Origin of the sequence: Paenibacillus sp. FSL L8-0333 (assembly GCF_037965665.1) — a bacterium.
Taxonomy (GTDB): domain Bacteria; phylum Bacillota; class Bacilli; order Paenibacillales; family Paenibacillaceae; genus Paenibacillus_AQ; species Paenibacillus_AQ odorifer.
Window position 1 is genome coordinate 1648311 of sequence record NZ_CP150186.1, and the last position, 23024, is coordinate 1671334.

Genomic DNA, 23024 nt, shown 5'->3' on the forward strand with positions numbered 1-23024 from the left:
CAGCGATTTTTTTGTGTATGTTCCGTTAAATTGGAGCTAAAACGGAAAAAAATGTCACGAAACAGACCGCTCAAGTGTTATAACTGTACTGATAGTAGAAAGGAGACAGTCGTGGACTCTATTGAAGAAAAGATAAAGCGGGTACAAGCGGGGGAAGTCTACCTTTTTTCAGATATTATCAGACTCTACCAACAACGGATCTACCTCTACTGCTTTCGCTTGTTGAACAATAAGGAAGAAGCCGAGGATGCGGTTCAGGACATATTTATTAAGGCTTACCAGAACATCGGCCATTTTGAGTCTCAGGTGAGTTTTAACTCATGGCTCTACAGGGTTTCTTATAATCATTGCCTGAATCAACTGCGCCGGAAGAAATTTCAAAATCAGCTGCGAAAATTACTCAGACAGGATGTAACCACTAAAAGCGCTGAACAAATGGTAGAAAATCAGTTGTTCAGTGAATCCGTGGCCTCTGCCCTGGAAAAGCTTAGCGTGGAGGAACGCAATCTGTTGATTTTGCGCATTTTTGAAGATAAATCATTTGCAGAAATTAGTGAAATTCTGGGTAAAAGTACGGTCACAGTTAGGAAACGGTACGAGCGGACAAGGTGCAAGCTCAGAGAAGTCATTGAAAGAAAGGAGAAACAACTATGCGCAAGGACGAATTGACTTCCGAAGAGTTGTTTCTGAAGGAGGGGGATAATTCTGCCAAACTTCCGCTGGTTGATGTTCATGATTCTGTAATGCAAGCCATCGGGCTAGGTAATGGTCACCTTGCTGTTAAGCCTGTACCTCACCAACAGGAGGGGGACATCCCAGATATTATGCATAGAGTGGAGCCAGAAACCTATGCCAAACGATACCGTAAGCGCATGTGGAGCAGGCCTGTAAGGAGATGGGCAGCGGTGCTGATCCTGGTTGTCTTGGTAGGAGGCAGCTATTCCTTGTTTAAGGAGAGTCCCTGGCAAGCTGCCAAATTTCAATATGAGGTGCTGCCATACGAGCCGCTTCTTGCAACGAAGGAAGGGGGGACGATTGAAGTATCTAAGAATCCGTTAGTTCCTTCAAAGGTAAAAATTCCTCAGAGAGTGGCGACCAAAGAAGAAGAGCTGCTGAGTGAAAAAAATTTAGAGGCATATAGAGTTGTAGAGAAATTATTACTACCGGGAGAGGGCGCTTCTTACGTGTTAAAAAAGGAAGGTGCTGGAGATGAACGTCCTCAGCTTGGCAGAGTTATTCCTGCGATGCTATTTAATGATTATTCCAGTTATTTAGCCAAAGCAGAAGAGTATAAGGTGCCATATTTGCCACGTCCGGAGTATCTGCCAGAAGGGTATGTTTTTGATCAAGCATGGATACAACCTGATTTTGAGGTCAACGAGAATGAACTGCTTGCCCTGACTGATGGTATAAAGCTGGAAGGCGGTTACCGGGTTATGTGGAAAAAAGAAGCTACGGCCAGTATTAATTATGACTATTCGTCGATGAGATACAAAAAAGGGGAGAGTATGGTAAGAATTAATGCCAAACACATCAAGGCAAAGTCCGGAACGGTGGAAAGCTTACTAAGGACGAACACCACAATCGTACAGAATATTCTTGTTAACGGAACCCAACTGATCTATACGGAAACTACAAACAATGAAATAAAGTTGGGGTATAGATACAGACTTGTCTGGACGGATACAGAACAAAATGTAGTATACGATATGACTGCTGCACCGGAGTCTTCTTCTTTAACCAAAGAGGAGGTTATCCGAATTGCTGCCGACATGATGAAATAAGTATAGAAATTTGATGTCACAAATCCGGTAACGTAAGTGTTATGTAAGAGTACTACATATACAGGAAGGTGAGGTATTTTAATGAATAATAGAAAAACACTCATTGCCATGACCAGTATGACCCTAATGTTCGGTTTAGGTTATGGCTTCAAAGGAGAAGCTTACGCCGAGAAGTCTGTTGCTCAGTCTGTGGAAGAAACCGCCATTAAGGCGGAAGTCAAATATATAGCTCAGGGCATCGATGAAGCTGCCAAAGCGAAAACAGATCAGGAACAAAAAAAATTCAAAAATCTCAAAGATCTGCAGCAGAAAGCATTAAGTGAAGAGCTTAAACCTGGAGAAATCAGATATGTGTATATTAATGACAAGGAATATCAAGCCTATGCTAAGGGATCACCCACTGCGGGTGCATATTATTCCCTTTCGTTTAATACGTATAATGAATATGTGGAAAAGTATGCTGCCGGCAATACCTCCATGCCACTGCAATTGCAAGAGCCTCCGGAAGGCTACAATTTTTTCAGGGCAATTGTTTCTCCATATATGACGAAAAAAGAACAGGATAAGATATACTATCAAGTGATCGCCGAGGGTAAGGCGTCCGATAAGAAAATATATGTAAAGAAATTGCAGGAGAAGCGTACAGCTATCAACATCATCTATAATATGACCACAGAGAAAAATGGTAAAAGAGGAGTTCTTGCCATCGCTGCCGAACCTGCAGGACCTAAGGATACGACTGTTGAATCCGAACCAGCAAATGCACAGTCGCAGAAGCTAAAAGTGAGTGGCCAAGAGGTGGTATACACACCTATTGATAAGATGGAGTACAAGTCAGTTGCATGGATGAATCCAAAGACCCGTGTCAATTATATTATTCGGGAAACCGGTGGACACCTGACCAAGGAGGATTTGATTGCTTTGGCAGGACAGATCATTGAAGCTTCGGCGTAGAATGATTCTAAGACACTTACTAATTAATTTGATTAAGGCAGCCCCCAGGGCTGCTTTTTGGTTTGAGTATAAAGATCTATAGTATTCACGCTGTTTAGGAGATTAAAAGCGAAATGTGGCGTTGGCAATGGAAATGTGTCTTTTTTAAGTATTCACAAATAAAGAACGAATATCCTATCATTCCAATATTTACAATATTCGATATAAAGTGATATAATTTTCGAGATTCATATACATAAACATGAAAGAAGAGTGTAAGATGCTAAAGGTAACAAGTAAAAAAGTCATGTCAATTATTACAGTTAGCTCAATGCTGTTGGCTGTGGGTGCAGTCGCTTACGCAGACACGACATTGAAGAAGATTTCTGCATATCAGAATGCGGCCATCAGCATTGAAGTGGATAATCAGAAAGTGAACCTGTCAAGTAGTGAAGGAACAATGTACCCAATTATCTATGAGGGACATAGCTATGTATCCGCCAAGGCTGTATCTGAAGCACTGGGGGCAACCGTGAAATGGGATAACAGTCGTCAAGCTGTTGTGATCACATCGGCGAACGGCGGAACATCAACATCTGTTGTACCGGATAAGGACAATACCGTTGCACAAGCTACTGCGAAGCCAGCAACCGTATCTACTCCGCCTGCAACCGAGTCCACACCGCAGGCAACACCAAAGCCTGCTGCCTCATCTTCCGCTACGACTTCCAGTAACAGCGGCGCTTCGTTTGCAGATGCAGTGAAGTTAGGTACTTCTTTTACTTATACGGACCTTGATAACAATTATAGCCCTAAAGGTGATTCAACATCTGTTCAATATACTTTCACTATCAATAAGGTTACGTCGACTACTCTCGGACAATTACATGCTCTTGGGTTTGAGGAACATGTCACTGATCCCGATGTAGCTGTAGATTATGTCCTGCTTGATGTAACGCTTAAGGTGAAGAACGCCACTCTTGTAAAAGGTAGTCAGGACCAAGGGCGGAAGTTCCTTTCAAGTTTTACACCTACCATTTGGGGGGTAGAAACATCCAGTGGACAATACTATATTGGTGGCTCTAGTGATTATTTTGAGGGATCTCTCGGAGAAAATATCGAAAAGTTGTTAGCTGATTTTCCTGAAGTCACCCCAAGTAAACCGGGTTCTTTTGAAGCTTCGGGTAAAGTTATTCTGCCAATAATCAAAGGCAAGGAGAACAACCTTGTTCTTTATAGAAACGATAGCAAGCTTGAGTCCGACAAAAGGTCCATCTATTTTAAACTGAAATAGTTATGCAAGTTAGCAGATGGTTTGGTCGCTAATTGTTGTAATAAAGATCAAACTAAAAAGAGATCAACGATGTCATTCATCGTTGATCTCTTTTTTATGATTCTTAAACAGTGCTGATAACTTCTATATATCAAGCTTCTTTGGCAATGACTTTTTTTAGCTTCACTTTGGGTTCTTGCTCAGGATCAGGCGCTTGCCCAACACGTTTAATAAAGAAAGATAGCAGCAGACCGAGGATGCCAATTCCCACAATCACTAGATAGGAATCATTGATCCCTTGAATGGATGCTTCCATAATCATATGTTCCTGTGTTCCGTTCTGTGTGCTGCCAGAGGCCAGCATATCCTTCATATGCGTTGTAGTACGGCTCGTCATTACGGTGACGAGCAGGGAAGTCCCGACGGCGCCAGCTACTTGTCGAATGGTATTTGAAATCGCTGTACCATGCGCACTAAGCTTGGCGGGGAGTTGATTTAGACCCAAGGTTTGTATAGGCATGAGAAGGAGAGCCATCCCGATCCGGCGGCCTGTTGACATGTATACCAGATACATGTAACTGGTTGAGTCGGTTAAGTTCACAAAGCTTAGAGTCGTTGCAATTGTAATTAACAATCCGATGATGGCGAGCCATTTCGCTCCGAACCGGTCGAACAGCTTTCCGGTTACCGGCATCAACAATCCCATTACGAGTGCACCGGGAAGCAGCAGCAAACCGGACTCCATCGCTGTAAAACCGCGGGCATTCTGCAGGTACAGAGGCAGCAGCATCATATCCGCATACATCACGATTGTAACTGCGATACTGATGACAGTCGTTAAGGAGAACATATTGTATTTAAAGGCCCGGAGATCAAGCAGTGGATTTTGGGAAGCCAGCTGTCTCCAAGTAAATAAGCCAAGGGAAAGCACACCTGCCGCTAAAGACAATAACACTTCTGCGCTCGACCAGCCTGCACTGGCAGCACGGCTGAAGCCATACAGCAAGGTTCCAAAACCAATGGTAGAAAGAGTTACGCTAACAATGTCCAACTTGGGAAAGATGCGTTCTGATACATTTTTTAAATAAATAAATCCGCATATGATTACAATGACGGTCAAAGGAATCATGCCATAAAACATAGTCTCCCAAGAATAATGTTCCAAAATATATCCAGCCAGAGTAGGTCCAATCGCAGGTGCGAAAATAATGGCTAGCCCTACCATCCCCATGGCAGCCCCTCTCTTTTCAGGAGGGAACAGGGTCAAGATGACATTCGTGAGCAGTGGCATGATAATCCCGGCACCAGCTGCCTGAATCATACGCCCGGTCAACAGAACAGGGAAGTTTGTCGCGAGGGCCGATACGATCGTTCCAGCCAAAAATATAAACATAGAAGCTTGAAAAAGCTCTCGCGTCGTAAATCGTTGCATTAGATAAGCTGTAATTGGAATTAGAACACCATTAACCAGCATATACCCCGTTGTCAGCCACTGAGCTGTAGCCGCCGAGATATTAAAATCATGCATTAACTCCGGAACGGCAACGCTCATTACCGTTTGATTCAGTGTCGCAAGAAAGGCGCCCAAAATCATAATGAATAAGATGGGGCCCTTTTTCACGGAACTGCTTGTTACTTCTGTCTTTGTACTCACTCCACTCCATCCTTTCAACTCGTCGATCATGGACTAAATTTACAGTGTGTTGTATAGTTTACAATGCATGAATTAGATTATAAATGAAATTTTCATGTAATCAAGCAACAATTTGCAAAAAAATGTAAAGTAGTTTACATTCGTTCTAAAAATGTAGTTTTTTCTTTTTAAAAAACAACAATTATCTAAAATATGTAGCTTACAATATGAAAGTAAAAGATTGGAGAGTACAAGATGAATAACACAACGCAACGTACAGATCCCCGGGTACTTCGAACACGTCAATTGCTTAGAGATGCTGTGATTGAATTGCTTGAGGAAATGGATATTGAGAAAATATCAGTAAATCGTATTGCAGAGCGGGCTAAAATCAATCGGGTTACTTTTTATCTGCACTATCGGGATCTCCCGGATATGCTGGAAAAGATGGCGGATGAGATGGTGGAGGACATTCTACAAGTGGTGAACAACGATGACAACCATCACCAGTCGGTTGATGAAGAGAATTTGAGGATATTAGAAAGTCTGCTTAAGCATATTGCGGAAAATGCAAAATTCTACAAAGTCATACTCACATCCAAACGAAGCCCGATTTTTACAGATCGCCTGTTTAATTTGATGGCGGAAATCATTTCTGCGCACCAGGAGAAAAAGGAGGGGACTGCTGATCATTCAAAGACGCCGATACAAAAGGACATTGCCGTTTGGTACGGTTCAGCAGCTCTAATCGGCACGGTTATTTCTTGGCTCCGAGATGACATGCCCTATACGCCTGTGTATCTTGCCAGACAAATTAGTATGCTGCGTGCGAACTAGCAACGGGTTCCGACTAATGAACGGAGAGGAATTAAATGAACATGAACAAACAGCCACGCATCGTTGCGCGGCTGTTTGTCGTATTTAGAGCAGGTAAATCACTGCACACTGAGATTATCCCAGTTGACTTGGAATTCCTTCAACATCCCTTCTTTGGTCAGCTTGCCGCCGAGATACCCTTGTATGCTGCTGGATAATTCCTGTGGCATCCCGTTCGGCAGACGGGTCCAGTTCCAGGTCAGCGCTTGATCTTTATCGGTATAGGCCAGCACCTCAGCACCTAGTGCTCCAAGATCTTCTTCGGTTCCCTTAATGTTGTCGAGCGCAGGGATGAATTGGAATTCCTTGGTGATATATTTTTTTCCGGTCTCGGAGGTGACGAGCCAATTCAGGAAGACCTTGGCCTCCTCCTTAACGGGAGAGTTTTTATTGATAACCCAATTGCTGGGTACGCCTACATAAAGCTTGTCGTTGTCTTCGGGAGTGTCGTCAATGGGCATGGGCAGGAGGCCCAGATTAAGATTGGGATCGATGCCGTCGATCTGTCCTTGTGTCCAGTTACCCTGCTGCATCATCGCAGCTTCACCGCTCGCTAGCATAGTGACTTGAGTATTATAGTCGGTCGAGAGCGGGTTCTTATTGCCGTACTCTACAGTAAGGTCAAGTAGATCGATCCACTTGGAGAAAATAGGGTCTCCGGCGAAGGTTTTGGAACCGTCTGTAAGTCCGGCGATGAATGCCTCCGGATCAGGCTGCTGGGCGAAAGGTACGTTTACATTATGATTGCCAAGCACGAACCATTCTTGGTAACCATTCGCAAAAGGTGTGATGCCTGCCGCTTTTAACTTCTCGGAGGCTTCGCGCAGAGCGGTTAGCGTCAATGGCTTCTCGGTGATTCCGGCTTTCTTAAATAGATCCTTATTATAGATGAAGCCGTATCCTTCCAGATTCATCGGCATCCCATAGAGTTTGCCATCGATGGTCATTTGTTCTGCTGCGAGTGGCTTTACATCCTTGGCCCAAGCTTCGCCGCTCAGGTCCTCCAGATATTCCAGCCACATATCACGTTCATTGTTGCCGCCGATGGTGAAGATATCCGGCTCATCTCCGGAAGAGAATTTGGCACGCAGCGAGGCGCCATAATCGGTCCCGCCTCCCACGCTTTGCACCTCAAGCTTAATATCGGGATGTTCTTTCTCGAATTCGGTCTTGAGCGAAGCCAGCGCTTCGGATATTTCAACCTTGAATTGGTAGATATGCACGGTTTTTACTCCGTCTGCATTGTCGCTGCTGCGTCCGCAACCGGCTGTCAGAGCAGCCAGCAGCAGGGAGCATGCGAGGAGAATTCCACGTTTTGTTCTCATATTTATTCATCCTCTCTGGCTGAAAGCAACATGTATCGTTAGCCCTTTACGGAGCCTTGGGCAATGCCTTCAATAATATATTTTTGCATTACTAGGAAAAAGATGACCACCGGCGTAATCCCGAGCACAAGTCCTGGAAGCGCCAAATCCCACTGCTTCGTATATTGTCCGAAAAAGCTATAAGTGGCGATGGGAATGGTGCGGAGCACCGGATCCTGCAGAATAAGCGATGGCATCAAGTAATCGTTCCAGATCCACAGGGTGTTCAGTATGATGACGGTGACGATAATCGGTTGCATAAGCGGAAGAACAATCCGGAAAAAGGTACCATAAGGACTGCTTCCATCTACTCTTGAAGCTTCCTCTATATCGAGAGGTACCGATTTGACGAAGCCGTGGAATAGAAAAACAGTCATCGGGGCGCCAAACCCAAGATACGCTAAAATCAAACCGGCGGTTGAATCCATAACGCCCAAGCCGCTGACGACCTGCACCAGCGGGATCATAATAGATTGAAATGGGATAACCATGGCGGCTACTAATGCAATATAGAGCACACGGTTATACAAGCTGTTGTTGCGGACCATTTTGTAAGCGCACATGGAGCAAAGGAATGCTAGCAGAATATTACTAATCACCGTGATGATAAAAGAGTTCAGGAAAGCGCGAGGGAAATTGGTAGCTTTCCAAGCTTCCGCGTAGTTGCTCCACTGGAGTGCTGAAGGCAGCGCAGCAGAGTCTGATAGTATTTCACTATAGCTTTTCACTGAGTTAGCCAGCAAAAAGTAAAATGGCACTAAAAATAGAAGTCCCAGCAGGATTACAATCACTTCGATGAGAAGCAGGGGAACATTAAATTTCTTGGCGGTAGTCTCCATTACAGCTCCACCTCTCTTTTCTTGGTTGCTCTAACCTGTAATAGGGAAATCAAAGCCACGATGACGAAGAAAACCATCGCTTTGGCCGAGCCCATTCCGAACCGACTGATGGTATAGGCTTCATTGTAAATATTCAAGGCTACAGATTCGGTAGCTTTAAAGGGTCCACCCTTGGTCAGCGACAGGTTGAGGTCAAACAGCTTAAAGGACCAAGAGATAGATAGAAATAGACAAACAGTTACAGCGGGCATGACCAGTGGAAGAGTGACATGGCGCAAGGCCTGAAAACGTCCGGCTCCATCCACTTTGGACGCTTCAATTAGGCTTTGGGGAACATTGTTGATAGCAGAGATGTAGATCACCATCAGATATCCCGCATTTTGCCAGACAAATACGATAACAATCGCCCAGAATGCTGTCCCTCCGGTGCCTAACCATGGAAGATTAAAGAAGGACCAGCCGGTGGCCTGCCCAATAGAGGAGAATCCTCTGACAAAAATAAACTGCCAAATAAACCCGAGCAAAAGTCCGCCAATGACATGCGGTACAAAAAATACCGTTCTCAGGACATTGCGTGTGAACAGTTTACGCGTCAGCACATAAGCGAGTGTGAAGCCAAGCAGATTGGTCAGCACTAGACCGAAGATAGTGAACTTCGCCGTGAACCAGAATGAATTAAGAAAGGAAGGGTCCTTGGTGAAAATATGTAGATAGTTCCGCAGCCCGGTCCACTCCACATGCCGCGAGATTCCGTTCCAGCTGGTAAATGAATAATAGAGTCCCAAAAAGAAAGGAATCAGCACAATAATAAAGAAAAATAAGGAAGTTGGCCCGACAAAAATAAACTGCTGCATCAGGCGTGATCTTTTTCTATGGTCCATCGTTCCTCACCCCTTTTGTTAATTTAAACTTTTCATTCTATAACCGAATTGGTCATTAACCGAAACAAAAAGTAACATCGCGCACCAAATATTCTTAACCAGTTGCGGCATCTGGAGAGGTATAAATGCCTATGATAGCGCCGAAGTCGGCTGGACTTTCTCTGGATAATTTTCACTGGCCCGGAGCGATTTCTTTTCAGGCTTGACAGCCTTTTCAAAGAATCGGTATGGTGGACTTGTCAGACAAATGGGAGGTAGAGTACATGTCAGGATGGCTTGGGAATCATTTTGTTACGCAGATTGGAATTTTGGTGAATGATGTTGAAAAGGTAAGCACGGCTTATGCGGAGTTTTTTGGACTGGAGAAGCCGGAAATTATCGTTACAGATACAGAAGATAAGGCGCAGACTCGGTATAATGGCGAGGCGACGGTGGCGCGGGCTAAGCTGGCTTTTTTTGATATGGGCTCCCTGCAGCTTGAGCTGATTGAGCCAGATCAGCAGCCCAGTACGTGGCGTGATTATTTGAATGAGCATGGTGAGGGACCTCATCATATTGCTTTTGTGGTTGAAGGAATGAAGGAGAAGATTATGCTGCTCGAAGGCAAAGGGTTCCCACTCCAGCAAAAGGGTGAGTATACCGGGGGGCGTTATGCTTATCTGGACACGTTCAAGGAGTTAAAGATGATTGTGGAACTGCTGGAGAACGATAAGGATAAAGGAGAGGATTTATAGTGAATATACTAATTACTGGTGCCGGACGTGGATTGGGTTATGAGCTGGCGGCTGAGGCATTGAAGCGGGGGCATGGAGTCATTGCCGGGGTTCGCCGTCCTGATCAGGAACAAACAGCACTATCCCAGCTTGCTGCGACCTATGGCGAGAAGCTGACTGTGGCCGCGCTGGACGTGACGGATGAAGAAGGAATCGCAGCGCTTGCTGCGATTCTGCAAGGACAAGGCCGGACGCTTGGTGCCATTATTAATAATGCGGCGGTGCTGACCGCCAGGGACACACAGATTGAAGAACTTGATTTCCAAGATATGCTTACCACGATGGATATTAATCTTTACGGACCGATGCGGGTGGTTAAGCATTTCTTGCCGCTGCTCACTGAACCCAAACTTTCGATTATCAATATATCGTCGGAAGCAGGCAGCATTACTAATGCTTATTCGGGAGACTATCCATATTCCATCTCCAAAACGGCACTTAATATGTTCTCACAGCAACTGCATGTGTATTTAAAAGAACGAGGGGTACAAGTACTCGGCGTACATCCTGGCTGGATGCATACGGAGATGGGCGGGGCAGAGGCGCCAACGAATCCGACCCAAAGTGCTGAGGGCATCATGGACTTGATCGAGAAGCGGACAACACCGGAAGGTCATTTCATGTTTGTAGATTATACGGGTAAGGATATGAAGATTTAAGTAGAGTGTTCTAACTAAAAGAGGTAACTCAATAGCCATTCGTGGCTTCTGAGTTACCTCTTTTTGATTTTTCTATATGCTTATTTATTTCTTAATCAATAAATAAGTCTATGAATGGTATTATATTATTCATTTCTATGGGACTAATTATAATCTCCCGTTTGGGACAAGCCGCATAAATGACCACAAAGTATAAGAGGAACTAATCTCCTAGATGAATCCATTGGTCCAAGAGTCCCTAAGGTAAAGCGAATATAAATACTACTATGATCCTTCATCCATTTTAAAAGAGGTGAATCTAAGATGAAAAGACAGGTGAAACCTAGTAGGAGAAGAAGACCTGCCTCCAGACTGCAGCCTAAACGTAGTTTAATTCTTAAGGCAAAAGCACAAATCATTAACTTTGCGGTTATTGGTGATAGTCATGTGGGGTATGGAAACAGCGCAAGCATTTTTAGGAATCTTTTGCCTAAAGCTGTGAATAGCGGGAATAAGAGATTTGTTATTTTTGGAGGAGATAATACGCAAGCGGGAGCTAATCATGGAAATAATGCGAATGCTTACTACAAGGACTTCAAGGATACGGTAACAAGCACGCTCGGGAGTATTCCTTATAAAGCATCTATAGGAAATTGGGAGGCAAGTACACAGTCCTTATTCAGACAATATTTAGGTGCTGATGAAGGGCAAATGAATTTCCCGGGTACTCAGGGGAAGGTCAAGTATGTATGGCTTAATTGTGCGCTTGGACGGTTCACTCCGGGTAGTATAAATTTGTTGAAAAATTTAGATGATAGTCTTTATTATATTATAGATTTTCATTGGCCCCTCAAAGTGAGCGGGATTACGGTGGACCCAACCCATGTATTAAGCGCATCGGAGACGAATAAGTTTTTTTCATCCATTCCTACAAAAGTGAGAGATAAGGTGCTAGCTATTTTTACGCATCATGGACATCTGTTTTACCAAAAACTTAGTAATATATATCCCGGTTACAATAAAACTAAATTTTTTGTATGCGGATGTTCCGGGGAATATAAATGCAAAACAAATGGCGATCGGGGTTATTACAATGCCACATTATCCATCAACGGGACAACATTTAATGTGGATGCTTTTAAGGTAGCGGTCAATTAGTAAAACAAAGCTAAGCTGATTTTCGGGAGAAACCGGGGTCAGCTTTAGCAACAATTCAGTCACAGGATAATAGTAAGCTAGCAGGATTATTTAATATATTTGTATAATAGTTTATATATGTATTAAATGAATCATATTGGAGGGCTACCGATGAGAGGGTTAGTATTTAATTCTTTAGAACAGGCGGGTGTCTCGACCTTTGGTGTGGAGCGCATTCGTACAGCCGCCGCGCAAATGGTTGAAGACAATATCACACCTGCGCAAGTTATTGTTGCTGCGAGAAAGGGGACGCTGCTGGTCCATCAAGCGAATGGAAAAACCGGCCCTGAAGCAGACGCAGCGGAATTAACCGTGGATACTATATTTCCACTCTGTTCCATAACAAAACTATTTACTGCAACCGCTATTATGATGTTAGTGGAACAAGGGAAAGTGGGTCTAAATAGGCCGGTTTCTGATTACATCCCCGAATTTACAGGGGAAAACAAAACAAAGGTATGCGTACATCATTTGTTGACACATACCTCTGGAATTGAGGTTGATGTGATTCGTTCTAATGGAATTGCCAAACAGGCGCAAGAGGAATATCCTCCACCCGAACCTAATCAAGATCCAGAACTGCATAGTTACTTATATGGCGGTTATGATGCACCACTTAGCCATGAGCCAGGTACTGTGATGTCTTACTGTGGATATGGTTATGAGCTGTTGGGTGAAATCATACGGCGTGTTAGTGGACAAGCTTATGATGTATTCGTAAAGGAAACCATTTTTAAACCGCTGGGAATGGAAAATACATATTATCGTGTGCCAATGGAAGTGCGGAACAGAGTAGTTAGACGTGCTCCTGAGGCAGCATGCGCGGAATGGGTAGACAGCGAATACAATTTGAATTCTGTATCTGCGGGGGGCGGCGCTTACTCAACGGCTATGGATTTGGCTGTTTTTGGCCAGATGTTCCTTAACGGTGGAATTTATAACGGAGTACGATTCCTTAGTCCGGTAACAGTAAAAGAAATGACCCGCAATCAAATTCCGGGCGTATCCTCACAATATAGAGATGAAGTTTTTCCTGAAGCGTACTGGGGATACGGATGGGCGATTAATGGCACGAAGCGTGACGGCGGAGATCTGCTCTCTCCTGATGCCTATTCACACTGGGGGGCGGCAGGTCCATTCCTCTGTGTGGATCCGATTTATCAGACGGTGACGGTTCATTTATCCGTAGAGCTGGATCACCAGAAGCCATTTAAAAATATGTATGTTGATTATTTCAATAATACCGTTCTGGCAGCGATCACAGATCTGTAATTCGGCCAAGGATCTGCAAGAATTTATCAAGGGTTGATTTTATAAAATCTAATATAAGAAAGCCAGTGGCATATATTAGTCCTATCTAATATGCACCACTGGCTTATTTTTTAAAAAATCTCTTGTTCAGCTACTGTTATCTGTAAACTCGATGATTGTGGCAGGAATTCTTATGTGTGTGCTTAACGCTTCCTTGAAGGAAATCCGTAATCTTTAGCACGCCACGCTACTAGCAGCGCAAGAATCAATAGTATAAACATTACCCACGGGAAGGAGCGGACACCAAGTGTTTCAATAAGAATCCCGCCCATCACGCCGCCACCGCCAATAGCTAGGTTCCATGCCGTCACCAACATCGATTGGGCCACATCTGCACTTTCGCCAGCGGTTTCGGCAACGGCTGTCTGTAGCAAAGTAGCCGCTCCTCCAAACGTCAACCCCCATACACCAACCACTAAATAGATCACTACGGGCTGGCTGCTACTAATGCCTAGTACAATGGATGACAAGGCGAAAGCAGCGAGGCTGATCAGAACCAATGGACGCAGCTTGCGGTCGATCAAAATACCGATGACCCAGATGCCAACAAGCGCTGTAATGCCGAAAATAAGCAGTACCAAGTCAACGCGCTGGGTTAGCCCGGCCTGAGTAAGATAGGGGGCAATGTAGGTATACAAGATGTTGTGTGCCAGTACCCATGCCAGAACAACAAACAGTACCGGCCGTACCCCCGGAATAACAAAAACCTTGTAGAGAGGGAGTCGCTTATCAGGGGCCTCTCCTGGATAGTCCGGTAGCTTCCAAAACACCCAAGCGATTAGCATCAGAGCCAATAGCGACAGGATCCCGAAGATAGAGCGCCAGCCTACAAGGGTGCCAAGAAGTGTTCCCGCAGGGACACCGAGTGCCAGAGCGAGAGGCGTGCCAACCATGGCTACGGCCATTGCTCGTCCCTTGAGTGACTCCGGAACCATGCGCCGGGCGTAACCTGCTATCATCCCCCATAAGACTCCAGCGGATACGCCTGCGAAGAACCGAGCTATCAGCGTAAGTATATAATTGGAAGAAAAAGTGGTGACGGTGTTGAATATGAGAAAACCAAGGATGCACATTAGTAGCAGTGGTCGCCGCCGCCATCCACGCGTCACGGTAGTTAAGGGAATCGCCGCCAACAGTGAACCCAGGGCGTACAAAGTGACAAGTTGACCTGCAAGGGCCTCGGAGACTCCAAGCCCCTCACCTATTTGGAGCAACAAGCCGGCCGGAATCGTTTCGGTAAGAATACAGATAAACCCCGTCATGGCTAGGGCGAGTAATCCAGCCCATGGCAGACGTTCAGAAGAGGGAGTGCTGGAGGCACTTTGTGTGGCAGAAGATGTGTTTTGGCTCATAGAGAAGCCCCTCTCTTATATAATTTTAGCAAACTCATGATACACACGACGAATAGGTCTACTAGACAGAGCGCCTAGGCCGGTTCATTCCGGACCCAGGCACCTTGTTTTCTTGCTCTATTTATTACGTCTATCATAAATGGCATCACAAAGGTCAACAGTAAACTGACCCGACATGCCTTCCAGTGCAGTATTAGTGAAAGCCACGGCACTGAGGCGTTGCTTCGGATCGACGAACCACGAATGACCATAAGTGCCACCCATGCGCCAAGTACCCGGGGATTCCGGAGTGTCTGCGGCGACAGGATCCTTTAGTACAGTAATGCCTAGGCCAAAGCCTCGTCCTGGCCAGAAGGCCATTGGCAGATCACCGATCTGGTTGGTCGTCATATCGTGAACCAGTGACTCTGGTAGCAGCGGCGCTCCGCCCTTACGTAATGTTTCCAGCAGTTGCAAAAAGTCTCCGGCGCTGCCGACCATGCCAGATCCTCCAGAAGGATAGGCAGTAGTGTCAAATGCTCGGCTAGGGGCAAGCAGGAACCCAGCCGTTCCCTCCACAAAGGCAATACTGTCGGGCTCAAGTAAGGGCCGTGGCTCTGGAGTATCATTGGCATAGGAAGTGGCCAGCCGTTCTCGGTCAACTGCAATAAAACCCGTGTCGCTCATGCCAAGCGGCTTTGTCACGAGTGAATGTACAGCTTCACTAAGCGGTGTTTCTGTGACCTTTGCAATTACTGCTCCCAGTACATCTGTCGCGATGGAATATTTCCACTCGGTACCTGGCGTATAAAGGAGGGGGACAGAGGCAAGACGACGCAGGTTCTCTTCCAACGTGATGCCGGGCTGATCCATACCATCTGATACCCCTGCTGACTGATAGGAACCCTTCTCTTCTTGAAAAAATCGGTAAGACAGGCCTGCGGTGTGCGTCATCAAATGACGAATCGTCAAGGTCGCGAACTCGCCATTCTGCAAACGCGGCTGAAACTCTGGAAGCCAACGATCAACGCGGTCGTCCAGCTGTAGACGACCTTGCGCAACTAATACTAGGGCTGCCGTTGAAATGATAGGTTTAGTAACTGAAGCTAGCCGGAATAAGGCATCTTCTCGCATAAGTCGGCCTATCTCACGGTCGGCAAAACCGGCAGCACGGCTATAAACCAGTTCCCCATCTATCATCACTTTAATGACAGCACCGACCAAACGCTTGTCAGCGAGGGTTCGATCGATTACTCTATCGATGCGACCTGATAAACATTCTGTATTTATTTTGTTTGAATCCAATATACTCATCTGTCTTCATCCCTTCGGAATAGTTAAAGCCAGGAACACTTTACTATTGTAGGGTTATTATATATAACGAGTTATCTTGATTACATAAGGCAACTAAGTTAAATTAGCCTTATAACGGTTAATTACAAGCTAGTTAATATAGAACACCTTAAATTTAAAGGAGGCGATTTTGATGGACCATGTTGATAAGCAAATTCTTTTCCATCTTCAAAATCAAGCAAGAATTTCTATGACAGAGCTGGGGAAATGTGTCGGTTTATCGCAACCTGCGGTTACGGAGAGAGTTAGGCGTATGGAGGAAAAAGGCATCATCAGCGAATATCGCACCATAATTTCTCCTGAAAAGATTGGGAAACATGCTGCTGCCTACATGTTATTTCATTCTAGGGATTGTAATGCATTCCTTGATTTCTGCCGCTCAAGTCCTGATGTCGTCGAATGTAACCGTATAAGTGGGGAACACAACTACTTATTGAAAGTAGTAACCGACTCTACACGAGCCCTCGAGGAATTCGGAAATCAATGTGATAAATACGGTACCTACACCATTCTAATCGTGATGTCATCGCCAATCGATCATAAATTTCTTATACCATCGCTTGAAGAAGCAAGCCTAAACTTACTGAGTTAGATTTTAAACATAATCCGTTAGCCTGTCGCAACAAAAAAAGACTCTTCTATATAAATAGAGGAGTCTTTTTGGTGTGGATATTGTAATAAAAATGATTGCAGCTGCTCCTTTTTCGTAGATACATCATGGACTCTCTATTTTATAAGTCTGGCGGTATTTTAATGGAGAAAGCCCGGTGATTTCCTTAAATACCCGACCAAAGTGAGTCATATTATCAAATCCAACATTTTCAGCTATTTTGGCTACTTTAAAGGCAGTATTAATTAACAAGGCACGAGCTTCCTTTATCCGCACATTATTCAAATATTCTGTAAAGGTGAAGCCTGTACTATCACGAAAAGTTTTGCAGAAGTAGGAAGGACTGATATAGAATCTGTTGGCAATATCGCGTATGGAATGACGTTGGTCGTAATAACGGTTGAGATAGTCAACAATTTCAAATATTTTTTTGTTCACTACACTGATTTCTTCAGTGATTGCAGGAGGCATCGCTTCCTGGTGGCGATAAATATAAATAAGCAGCTCAAACATAAGTGTTTTTAGATAGAATTCATAGCCGGGAGGTTGCTTCGTAAATTCAGAGACCATTTTATTGAATAATTTCTCGATAAAGTTTTGTTCAGAACCATTAAATCGAAGCAGATGACAATCTCGTGTAAAAGTGGACAGCAAATCAAGCGTCTTATTGTTCGGAAACAGATCTTCGAGGAACTCGCGTTTAAATACAAGTGTTATTCGTTCAAAGGTCTCCCCACTCGAATTGACAAGCTTATGAATTTTATTGATGTCAATCAGCAATAGAGAACCCCCGACAACCTGATAAGCCTTATCCTCTATGAAATAGCAAATATCTCCCGAAACCATGTAAAAAACCTCATAACCGTTATGGTAATGTCGTGTAGGCATGCTGGATTGACTTTTTTTCTCTCGACTGATGTCGAATTTTTGTACTTCATAAAAATTGGTTTCCATTTGCTATCCCTCCCAATTCAGTTGTATGTCAACTATATTAACAAGAATATATGCAGAAAAACAATATATTTAGTGAATATATGTGCTGAAAATCATATTTTTAGACGCTATGATGAAGTTGTTCCGAATGGTTTAGCAAAGGGGGTGTGAAGAGAAAATTAGAATGTTATATAAATTATCGAATTGTGTAATCTATATGTAAACTTATGCTGAAATTAGAGATACTTTGAACGATTTTAAACGAAAAATGAAAAAAGGTGGGACATAAAAATGAAATCTCAATTCTTAAAAAAGAACCTTCTTTCTACATTTCTACCCGTTGCAGTTCTCGGAATGTCATTGTCGACATGTGCCGGATCTGGTGATAAGGAATCTACTATCGATCCTTCAGGTGTGCAGAGTAATAAGGGAGAGACAGTAGAGATTAATTGGGTGATGGCTGCAGATCCGGATAAAAAAGCTTGGCAAGACGAGACGATTGCTTCGTTCGAAGCCACTCATCCTAATATTAAAGTTCATCTTGAGAATATTCCGTATGATCAGTTCGATCAGAAATTGACCACTATGATCTCAAGCGGCAACGCTCCTGATGTGTGGAATCCGAACCAGGCGGACAGCGGCTTTGCTACTTATATGAAGATGGGTGCCCTGAAGGACTTAACGCCTTACATTGAAAAAGGGGCTCCAGAGCTGGATACGATGGATAAGGATTTGCTGGATGTATATAAAATTGATGATAAATTTTTCGGAATTCCGCTTGTCAGCAATGCGACGTATCTGTTTTACAATAAGGATTTATTCGATCAGCAGGGTATTCCTTATCCAACAACGGACTGGGATGACACTTCATGGAACTACGATAAAATGTTAGAAATTGCTCAAAAGCTTTCTCATGATGTAGGTAATGTGCGCAAGCAGGTATTCGGATTTGCAAGCGGCCTTAGTCCGAATGCTATGGCTTGGTCATTTGGCGGTGATTTTTTTAAGCCAGAAGCGTATACCTCAGGGGTTATGGGGGAGCCGGATCTACTTAATGACAAAAATATTGAAGCGTTACAATTTAACCTCGATTTAATTAACAAGTATAAGGTTGCACCGGACCAACAGACTGTGTCTGCCGCGGCTCAGCTTGGAGATGTGTTCATGACGGGGAAAGTTGCCATGTACATTAATGGAGGTTGGGGATTGGGTTCTTATGAAAAAGCGGACTTTCGCTGGGGTGTCGCAGCTGTTCCCTACCATGATGGCCGCAAAGTGACACTTTTTGTGGACCCATGGAGCATCTCAAACTCAAGTAAACATCCGGATGAAGCCTGGGAATTTGTCAGATATCTGGCCGATCCCAAAACCGATGGAGGCGCCTATCGCTATATGAATGATGTCGGTAGAACGCCAGCGGACAGCAGCTTGTTTGAACTGTGGTACGAAAAAATATCCTCGCAGATTGGGATGGATAAAGCGGAATTCAAACAAGTCCATGAGGGTGCTATTAAGTATGGACGTGAAGCTGAAAATCATCTGATCGTAAAGTTCAATACGATTCTAGAAACCATGAACCAGACCATGTCTTCTGTATGGAATGGAAGTAAAGATTTGAAAGATGGACTGAAGGAAGTGGATCAGAACCTCCGTTCACTCAAACTGGATTAACTAGAACTGGAAGGATAAGCGGCCGCTAATCGCAGACTAGCCGGCCGCGTAAGGAGGATGATTCATGAAGCGAATGGCAACTGAGAGTAAGCGGGAGGAACGCGCCTTCTGGATGTTTATTATGCCGTGGTTTATCGGTTTCATATTGTTTACTGGCGGACCGATCATCGTGTCGCTAATGTTAAGTTTCTCCGAATACAATGTAATTTCGTCTCCTGAATTTATAGGGTTTGATAATTTCAGGCTGTTATTTCAGGATAGGCTGTTCTACAAATCGTTATCTGTCACCATCTATTATTCCTTATTGTCCGTACCCTTTACCATTGTATCTTCGTTGGTGATTGCCCTGCTGCTGAATCAGAAGGTTCGAGGACAGTCATTACTTCGTACGCTGTATTATGCGCCAAGTGTTATTTCCGGGGTGGCTGTGTCTTTCCTGTGGTCTTGGCTGCTTAACCCGACCTTCGGGGTAGTCAATTCCTTACTCTATGACTGGTTTGGTGTGGAAGGTCCAGGCTGGTTCACGAGCCCGGGGACGGTCGTCCCATCTATGGTTCTGATGCAGTTAACGGCGTCAGGTTCAACCATGGTGATATTCCTAGCTTCCTTGCAATCTCTTCCGAGTGATCTATATGAAGCGGCGTCAATCGAAGGAGCAGGTGTGTGGAAAAAGTTCTACAAAATTACACTTCCGCTCATTTCGCCGGTGGTTTTGTTCAATACGATTATTGCAATGATCGCTTCCCTGCAAGTATTTACTGAATCCTACGTCATTACGAAAGGCGGACCGGACTGGAGTTCATATTTCTATGTATACTACTTGTTTGATACAGCCTTTAAACAATTTCGGATGGGTTATGCCTCTGCTCAGGCCTGGATTCTATTTATCATCCTTTTTACACTGACTCTTGTATTCATGTGGAGTTCGAAGCGGTTTGTCCACTATGAATATGACTCTAAAAGATAGGAGGGATTCACATCATGAGACAGCGAAGTTTTTTACACGGCAAGCTGAAGCCCATTCAGAAGATACTGTTATATCTAATCCTTTATGGCGGCGTTATTCTTTTCGCATTCCCGTTATTCTGGATGTTGGTCACCTCGCTAAAAACCATGGGCGACATTCATAAAGTCCCGATGATATGGCTGCCATCCTCTATTCAATGGAGTAATTATAAGCAAATTTTCATAGATGCTCCAATGGGGCGATATTTATTGAATTCGGTAGGCTACACATGTATCTCAGTATTTGGGACTGTGCTTGCCTCCTCTATGGCTGCGTTTGCGTTCGCTCGTCTGCGTGCCCGTGGAAATATGCTTCTGTTTGTGCTTGTACTCAGCACAATGATGATCCCGTCACAAGTGACTTTGATTCCTCAATATTTGTTATTTAATCAAATTCATTGGACAAATTCTTATTTGCCGCTTATCGTTCCGGCATTTACAGGCAGTGCATTTGTTATCTTTTTGCTACGCCAATTCTATCTTGGGATCTCTAGGGAAATGGATGAGGCAGTTAAGATAGATGGTGGAGGACATCTGGTCATGTATTGGAGAATTCTCCTGCCCTTGTCGGCACCGGCACTCGCTACATCGGCTGTTCTAGAAATCATGTCCCGTTGGAATGATTTATTTGGTCCACTTATTTATTTAAGTGAAAGCAGTCAATATCCTCTTTCACTAGGATTAGCAAATTTCACAGCCGCATATGGACAAACACCATGGAATCTGTTGATGGCAGCATCTGTGGTAACCGTCTTTCCGTTGCTGTTATTGTTCTTTTTTGCTCAAAAAGTATTTATTCAAGGAATTGTTATTTCTGGATCGAAAGGTTAACGCGAATCATAAAAAAGTTTATTACCTGGAGGGAACTTATGAAGTTTGATTATCATACACATCATAATCGTTGCGGGCACGCAACAGGAACAGTAAGAGATTATGTAATTGCAGCCATTGAAAAGGGATTACAGGTTATTGGAATCTCAGATCATACTCCTGCATTTGCGCTGGAGGAAGACCTGCCCTGGCCCGGAGGAGCTATGGCGAAGAGTGAATTTCCTGCATACGTGGATGAGGTTCTAGCTTTAAAAAAAGAATTTGCGGGACAGATTGATGTAATGCTGGGGATTGAAGCGGACTTTTTGCCTGATTCCCTGGATATATATCGTAGTGTCATCGCCAGTTATCCCTTTGATTATGTGATTGGTTCGATTCATAATTTCGGCGGAATCAGCATTTACGATGGAGAATACTGGGACGGATTGGATCAGGCGGGGAAACTTGCGACCAAAAATCTGTATTATGATTATGTCTCTCAATCGGCTAAAAGTGGCTTATACGACATACTAGGCCATGTGGATGCTTTAAAGCGGTATTTTCCCGGTTATTCCGGCTTGTGGACAGAAGCGCTGGATTTCACCCTGCAAACCGTTGCAGCAAGTGACGTAGTTCTCGAAATTAATACTTCTGACGATAACTGTGTCCCAGATACGGCTTTTCTAGAAAGAGCTCTGTTTCATGGTGTGAAGGTCACGATTGGATCAGATGCACATGAACCCGAACGGGTGGGAGATCAGTTCGAAGAAGTCCGGAAAAACCTGCAGGCCATTGGCTATCGGGAATGGGCTACATTCCATAAACGGGTTAGAACAATGGTTAGTCTAGACCAAATATAAAATGAATTAAGTAGCCAAGCTAATGCCGGCATCACCTAGTTTCCAACGGCAGGTCATTATCAGCTGATCATCCTCCAGTTCGGCTGTCAGCGTGCCACCCATTTTATTCATCAGACTTTTGGCGATGGAGAGACCCAGCCCGGAGGCTTGAGAAGATCGGGTACGGTCTGCGGTATAGAATCGGTCAAATAAGAGGTTAACGTCGCTTCCGGCTAGTTCCTTCGCATCGTTTACTATCGTTAAATCAGCTGTTTCCTGCCGTCGTTCGAAACGGATTTCCACATACCCGGTCGCGTGTTTGACCGTATTGACAAGTAAATTCTCGACAACTCTCCGCACAGCGGATTCATCGGCGTATACGGGTACATTTTCCTCAGGTAGCCGTATATCCGGTGTAATATTGCGTTCGTTGAAGGAATCGTAAAATCCGACCAGAATTTCCGAGAGCAGGGCCGTCATCCCAAGCTTTTCGGTATGTAGAGGATAATCTAGCGATTCGATCAAGGAAAGCTCAAAAAAATCATTCAGCAGCGCCTGCAGCCGTTTCGTCCGATTTTTAACGATGGCAACATATTCAAGCTTTTCATCAGGGGTAATAGACTCATCCTCCAACAGTTGAATATAACCGAAGATGGAGGTGAGGGGTGTACGGATATCATGTGAAATATTCGCAACAGCCTGACGGAATTCTTGTTCGACACGTTTTCGCTGGGCATCCGCTTCGACGATTAAATCAGATTGACGATTGATTTGTCCCGCAAGCGCCTCAAGCTTCTGGTCGAATAGAGCCACATCAATTTTTTTACCGGTTGCTCGCTCATTGTAGGTATGCAATTGCCCTGTTATCCGCCCTAGCTCTCGCCTTAGCATCAACAAACGGAAAAGCAGGAGAGCTCCTGCCGCAAACAATATGATTGTCAGAATAAGCAACACTCTCCTGCACCTCCTA

Annotated in this window: 22 protein-coding genes; 14 read left to right on the forward strand and 8 right to left on the reverse strand. The window is 44.3% G+C overall.

Features of this window, described 5'->3' with window-relative positions:
* Positions 1–111: 111 nt before the first annotated feature.
* The 4 genes from NYE72_RS07205 (at position 112) to NYE72_RS07220 (ending at position 4011) form a co-directional block, all read left to right on the forward strand.
* A complete protein-coding gene (locus NYE72_RS07205) occupies positions 112–669 on the forward strand; it encodes an RNA polymerase sigma factor (RefSeq protein ID WP_036675772.1) in 558 nt (185 codons plus the stop codon).
* Positions 651–1784: a hypothetical protein gene (locus NYE72_RS07210; protein ID WP_038569407.1), complete on the forward strand. Its 1134-nt coding sequence runs from the start codon at positions 651–653 to the stop codon at positions 1782–1784. Before NYE72_RS07205 ends, NYE72_RS07210 begins: the two co-directional genes overlap by 19 nt.
* Positions 1785–1865: 81 nt before the next feature.
* Positions 1866–2738: a hypothetical protein gene (locus NYE72_RS07215; protein ID WP_038569409.1), complete on the forward strand. Its 873-nt coding sequence runs from the start codon at positions 1866–1868 to the stop codon at positions 2736–2738.
* A 259-nt stretch (positions 2739–2997) separates the two neighbouring features.
* A complete protein-coding gene (locus NYE72_RS07220) occupies positions 2998–4011 on the forward strand; it encodes a stalk domain-containing protein (protein ID WP_051490872.1) in 1014 nt (337 codons plus the stop codon).
* A 130-nt stretch (positions 4012–4141) separates the two neighbouring features.
* On the opposite strand, the gene NYE72_RS07225 is transcribed toward NYE72_RS07220, so the two are convergent.
* Complete coding sequence (locus tag NYE72_RS07225) at positions 4142–5584, reverse strand: DHA2 family efflux MFS transporter permease subunit (protein WP_235219372.1); 1443 nt, start codon at positions 5582–5584, stop codon at positions 4142–4144.
* Between the two features lie 294 nt (positions 5585–5878).
* Here NYE72_RS07225 and NYE72_RS07230 point away from each other — a divergent pair, with 294 nt between their 5' ends.
* Positions 5879–6460 (forward strand): TetR/AcrR family transcriptional regulator, encoded by a 582-nt coding sequence (locus NYE72_RS07230; RefSeq protein ID WP_036675766.1) that lies wholly within the window; start codon positions 5879–5881, stop codon positions 6458–6460.
* 98 nt (positions 6461–6558) lie between these two features.
* Here NYE72_RS07230 and NYE72_RS07235 read toward each other — a convergent pair whose 3' ends face one another.
* From NYE72_RS07235 to NYE72_RS07245, 3 genes are read right to left on the reverse strand one after another with little or no spacing between them, the layout of a single operon-like run.
* Positions 6559–7824, reverse strand: coding sequence for an ABC transporter substrate-binding protein (locus NYE72_RS07235; RefSeq protein ID WP_038569411.1), 1266 nt, complete (start codon positions 7822–7824; stop codon positions 6559–6561).
* Between the two features lie 38 nt (positions 7825–7862).
* On the reverse strand, positions 7863–8702 hold the full coding sequence (locus NYE72_RS07240; RefSeq protein WP_036675762.1) for a carbohydrate ABC transporter permease: 840 nt from the start codon (positions 8700–8702) through the stop codon (positions 7863–7865).
* Entirely contained in the window at positions 8702–9583 is an 882-nt protein-coding gene (locus NYE72_RS07245) for a sugar ABC transporter permease (protein WP_038569413.1), read from the reverse strand. Before NYE72_RS07245 ends, NYE72_RS07240 begins: the two co-directional genes overlap by 1 nt.
* Before the next feature lie 263 nt (positions 9584–9846).
* Between NYE72_RS07245 and NYE72_RS07250 the strand changes: the two genes are divergently transcribed.
* From NYE72_RS07250 to NYE72_RS07265, 4 genes are all read left to right on the forward strand, one after another.
* Entirely contained in the window at positions 9847–10317 is a 471-nt protein-coding gene (locus tag NYE72_RS07250; RefSeq protein WP_038569415.1) for a VOC family protein, read from the forward strand.
* On the forward strand, positions 10317–11015 hold the full coding sequence (locus tag NYE72_RS07255; protein ID WP_038569417.1) for an SDR family oxidoreductase: 699 nt from the start codon (positions 10317–10319) through the stop codon (positions 11013–11015). The genes NYE72_RS07250 and NYE72_RS07255 overlap by 1 nt, the downstream gene beginning before the upstream one ends.
* Before the next feature lie 303 nt (positions 11016–11318).
* Entirely contained in the window at positions 11319–12152 is an 834-nt protein-coding gene (locus tag NYE72_RS07260) for a metallophosphoesterase (RefSeq protein WP_038569419.1), read from the forward strand.
* A 150-nt stretch (positions 12153–12302) separates the two neighbouring features.
* Complete coding sequence (locus tag NYE72_RS07265; protein ID WP_339211617.1) at positions 12303–13463, forward strand: serine hydrolase domain-containing protein; 1161 nt, start codon at positions 12303–12305, stop codon at positions 13461–13463.
* Positions 13464–13645: 182 nt separating this feature from the next.
* Here NYE72_RS07265 and NYE72_RS07270 read toward each other — a convergent pair whose 3' ends face one another.
* A complete protein-coding gene (locus tag NYE72_RS07270) occupies positions 13646–14854 on the reverse strand; it encodes an MFS transporter (protein WP_052096867.1) in 1209 nt (402 codons plus the stop codon).
* A gap of 117 nt (positions 14855–14971) precedes the next feature.
* Entirely contained in the window at positions 14972–16147 is a 1176-nt protein-coding gene (locus tag NYE72_RS07275) for a serine hydrolase domain-containing protein (protein WP_052096869.1), read from the reverse strand.
* A 172-nt stretch (positions 16148–16319) separates the two neighbouring features.
* On the opposite strand from NYE72_RS07275, the gene NYE72_RS07280 reads away from it, so the two are divergent.
* Positions 16320–16778 carry an Lrp/AsnC family transcriptional regulator gene (locus NYE72_RS07280; RefSeq protein WP_038569421.1) on the forward strand — a complete coding sequence of 153 codons (459 nt, stop codon included), beginning with the start codon at positions 16320–16322 and terminating at the stop codon, positions 16776–16778.
* Between the two features lie 123 nt (positions 16779–16901).
* On the opposite strand, the gene NYE72_RS07285 is transcribed toward NYE72_RS07280, so the two are convergent.
* A complete protein-coding gene (locus NYE72_RS07285; RefSeq protein ID WP_036675751.1) occupies positions 16902–17750 on the reverse strand; it encodes an AraC family transcriptional regulator in 849 nt (282 codons plus the stop codon).
* 270 nt (positions 17751–18020) lie between these two features.
* Here NYE72_RS07285 and NYE72_RS07290 point away from each other — a divergent pair, with 270 nt between their 5' ends.
* The 4 genes from NYE72_RS07290 to NYE72_RS07305 all read left to right on the forward strand — a co-directional run bounded on the left by NYE72_RS07290 (position 18021) and on the right by NYE72_RS07305 (position 22075).
* The gene (locus NYE72_RS07290) at positions 18021–19400 is read left to right on the forward strand and encodes a sugar ABC transporter substrate-binding protein (RefSeq protein ID WP_339211622.1); all 1380 of its coding nucleotides are present in this window, start codon (positions 18021–18023) and stop codon (positions 19398–19400) included.
* Between the two features lie 64 nt (positions 19401–19464).
* Positions 19465–20367: a sugar ABC transporter permease gene (locus NYE72_RS07295; protein WP_036675748.1), complete on the forward strand. Its 903-nt coding sequence runs from the start codon at positions 19465–19467 to the stop codon at positions 20365–20367.
* A gap of 14 nt (positions 20368–20381) precedes the next feature.
* Positions 20382–21236, forward strand: a complete 855-nt coding sequence (locus NYE72_RS07300) for a carbohydrate ABC transporter permease (RefSeq protein ID WP_036675746.1) — start codon at positions 20382–20384, stop codon at positions 21234–21236.
* Between the two features lie 38 nt (positions 21237–21274).
* Positions 21275–22075, forward strand: coding sequence for a histidinol-phosphatase HisJ family protein (locus NYE72_RS07305; protein WP_036675745.1), 801 nt, complete (start codon positions 21275–21277; stop codon positions 22073–22075).
* A 6-nt stretch (positions 22076–22081) separates the two neighbouring features.
* On the opposite strand, the gene NYE72_RS07310 is transcribed toward NYE72_RS07305, so the two are convergent.
* Positions 22082–23008: a HAMP domain-containing sensor histidine kinase gene (locus NYE72_RS07310; RefSeq protein WP_256715473.1), complete on the reverse strand. Its 927-nt coding sequence runs from the start codon at positions 23006–23008 to the stop codon at positions 22082–22084.
* Positions 23009–23024 lie beyond the last annotated feature (16 nt).

What these genes read in the sequence shown, in the direction of transcription:
- NYE72_RS07210 (WP_038569407.1), top strand. Translation starts at nt 651, where the DNA reads ATGCGCAAGGACGAATTGACTTCCGAAGAGTTGTTTCTGAAGGAGGGG.
- NYE72_RS07215 (WP_038569409.1), top strand. Translation starts at nt 1,866, where the DNA reads ATGAATAATAGAAAAACACTCATTGCCATGACCAGTATGACCCTAATG.
- NYE72_RS07220 (WP_051490872.1), top strand. Translation starts at nt 2,998, where the DNA reads ATGCTAAAGGTAACAAGTAAAAAAGTCATGTCAATTATTACAGTTAGC.
- NYE72_RS07225 (WP_235219372.1), bottom strand. Translation starts at nt 5,584, where the DNA reads ATGATTTTGGGCGCCTTTCTTGCGACACTGAATCAAACGGTAATGAGC.
- NYE72_RS07230 (WP_036675766.1), top strand. Translation starts at nt 5,879, where the DNA reads ATGAATAACACAACGCAACGTACAGATCCCCGGGTACTTCGAACACGT.
- NYE72_RS07235 (WP_038569411.1), bottom strand. Translation starts at nt 7,824, where the DNA reads ATGAGAACAAAACGTGGAATTCTCCTCGCATGCTCCCTGCTGCTGGCT.
- NYE72_RS07240 (WP_036675762.1), bottom strand. Translation starts at nt 8,702, where the DNA reads ATGGAGACTACCGCCAAGAAATTTAATGTTCCCCTGCTTCTCATCGAA.
- NYE72_RS07245 (WP_038569413.1), bottom strand. Translation starts at nt 9,583, where the DNA reads ATGGACCATAGAAAAAGATCACGCCTGATGCAGCAGTTTATTTTTGTC.
- NYE72_RS07250 (WP_038569415.1), top strand. Translation starts at nt 9,847, where the DNA reads ATGTCAGGATGGCTTGGGAATCATTTTGTTACGCAGATTGGAATTTTG.
- NYE72_RS07260 (WP_038569419.1), top strand. Translation starts at nt 11,319, where the DNA reads ATGAAAAGACAGGTGAAACCTAGTAGGAGAAGAAGACCTGCCTCCAGA.
- NYE72_RS07265 (WP_339211617.1), top strand. Translation starts at nt 12,303, where the DNA reads ATGAGAGGGTTAGTATTTAATTCTTTAGAACAGGCGGGTGTCTCGACC.
- NYE72_RS07270 (WP_052096867.1), bottom strand. Translation starts at nt 14,854, where the DNA reads ATGAGCCAAAACACATCTTCTGCCACACAAAGTGCCTCCAGCACTCCC.
- NYE72_RS07275 (WP_052096869.1), bottom strand. Translation starts at nt 16,147, where the DNA reads ATGAGTATATTGGATTCAAACAAAATAAATACAGAATGTTTATCAGGT.
- NYE72_RS07280 (WP_038569421.1), top strand. Translation starts at nt 16,320, where the DNA reads ATGGACCATGTTGATAAGCAAATTCTTTTCCATCTTCAAAATCAAGCA.
- NYE72_RS07285 (WP_036675751.1), bottom strand. Translation starts at nt 17,750, where the DNA reads ATGGAAACCAATTTTTATGAAGTACAAAAATTCGACATCAGTCGAGAG.
- NYE72_RS07290 (WP_339211622.1), top strand. Translation starts at nt 18,021, where the DNA reads ATGAAATCTCAATTCTTAAAAAAGAACCTTCTTTCTACATTTCTACCC.
- NYE72_RS07295 (WP_036675748.1), top strand. Translation starts at nt 19,465, where the DNA reads ATGAAGCGAATGGCAACTGAGAGTAAGCGGGAGGAACGCGCCTTCTGG.
- NYE72_RS07300 (WP_036675746.1), top strand. Translation starts at nt 20,382, where the DNA reads ATGAGACAGCGAAGTTTTTTACACGGCAAGCTGAAGCCCATTCAGAAG.
- NYE72_RS07305 (WP_036675745.1), top strand. Translation starts at nt 21,275, where the DNA reads ATGAAGTTTGATTATCATACACATCATAATCGTTGCGGGCACGCAACA.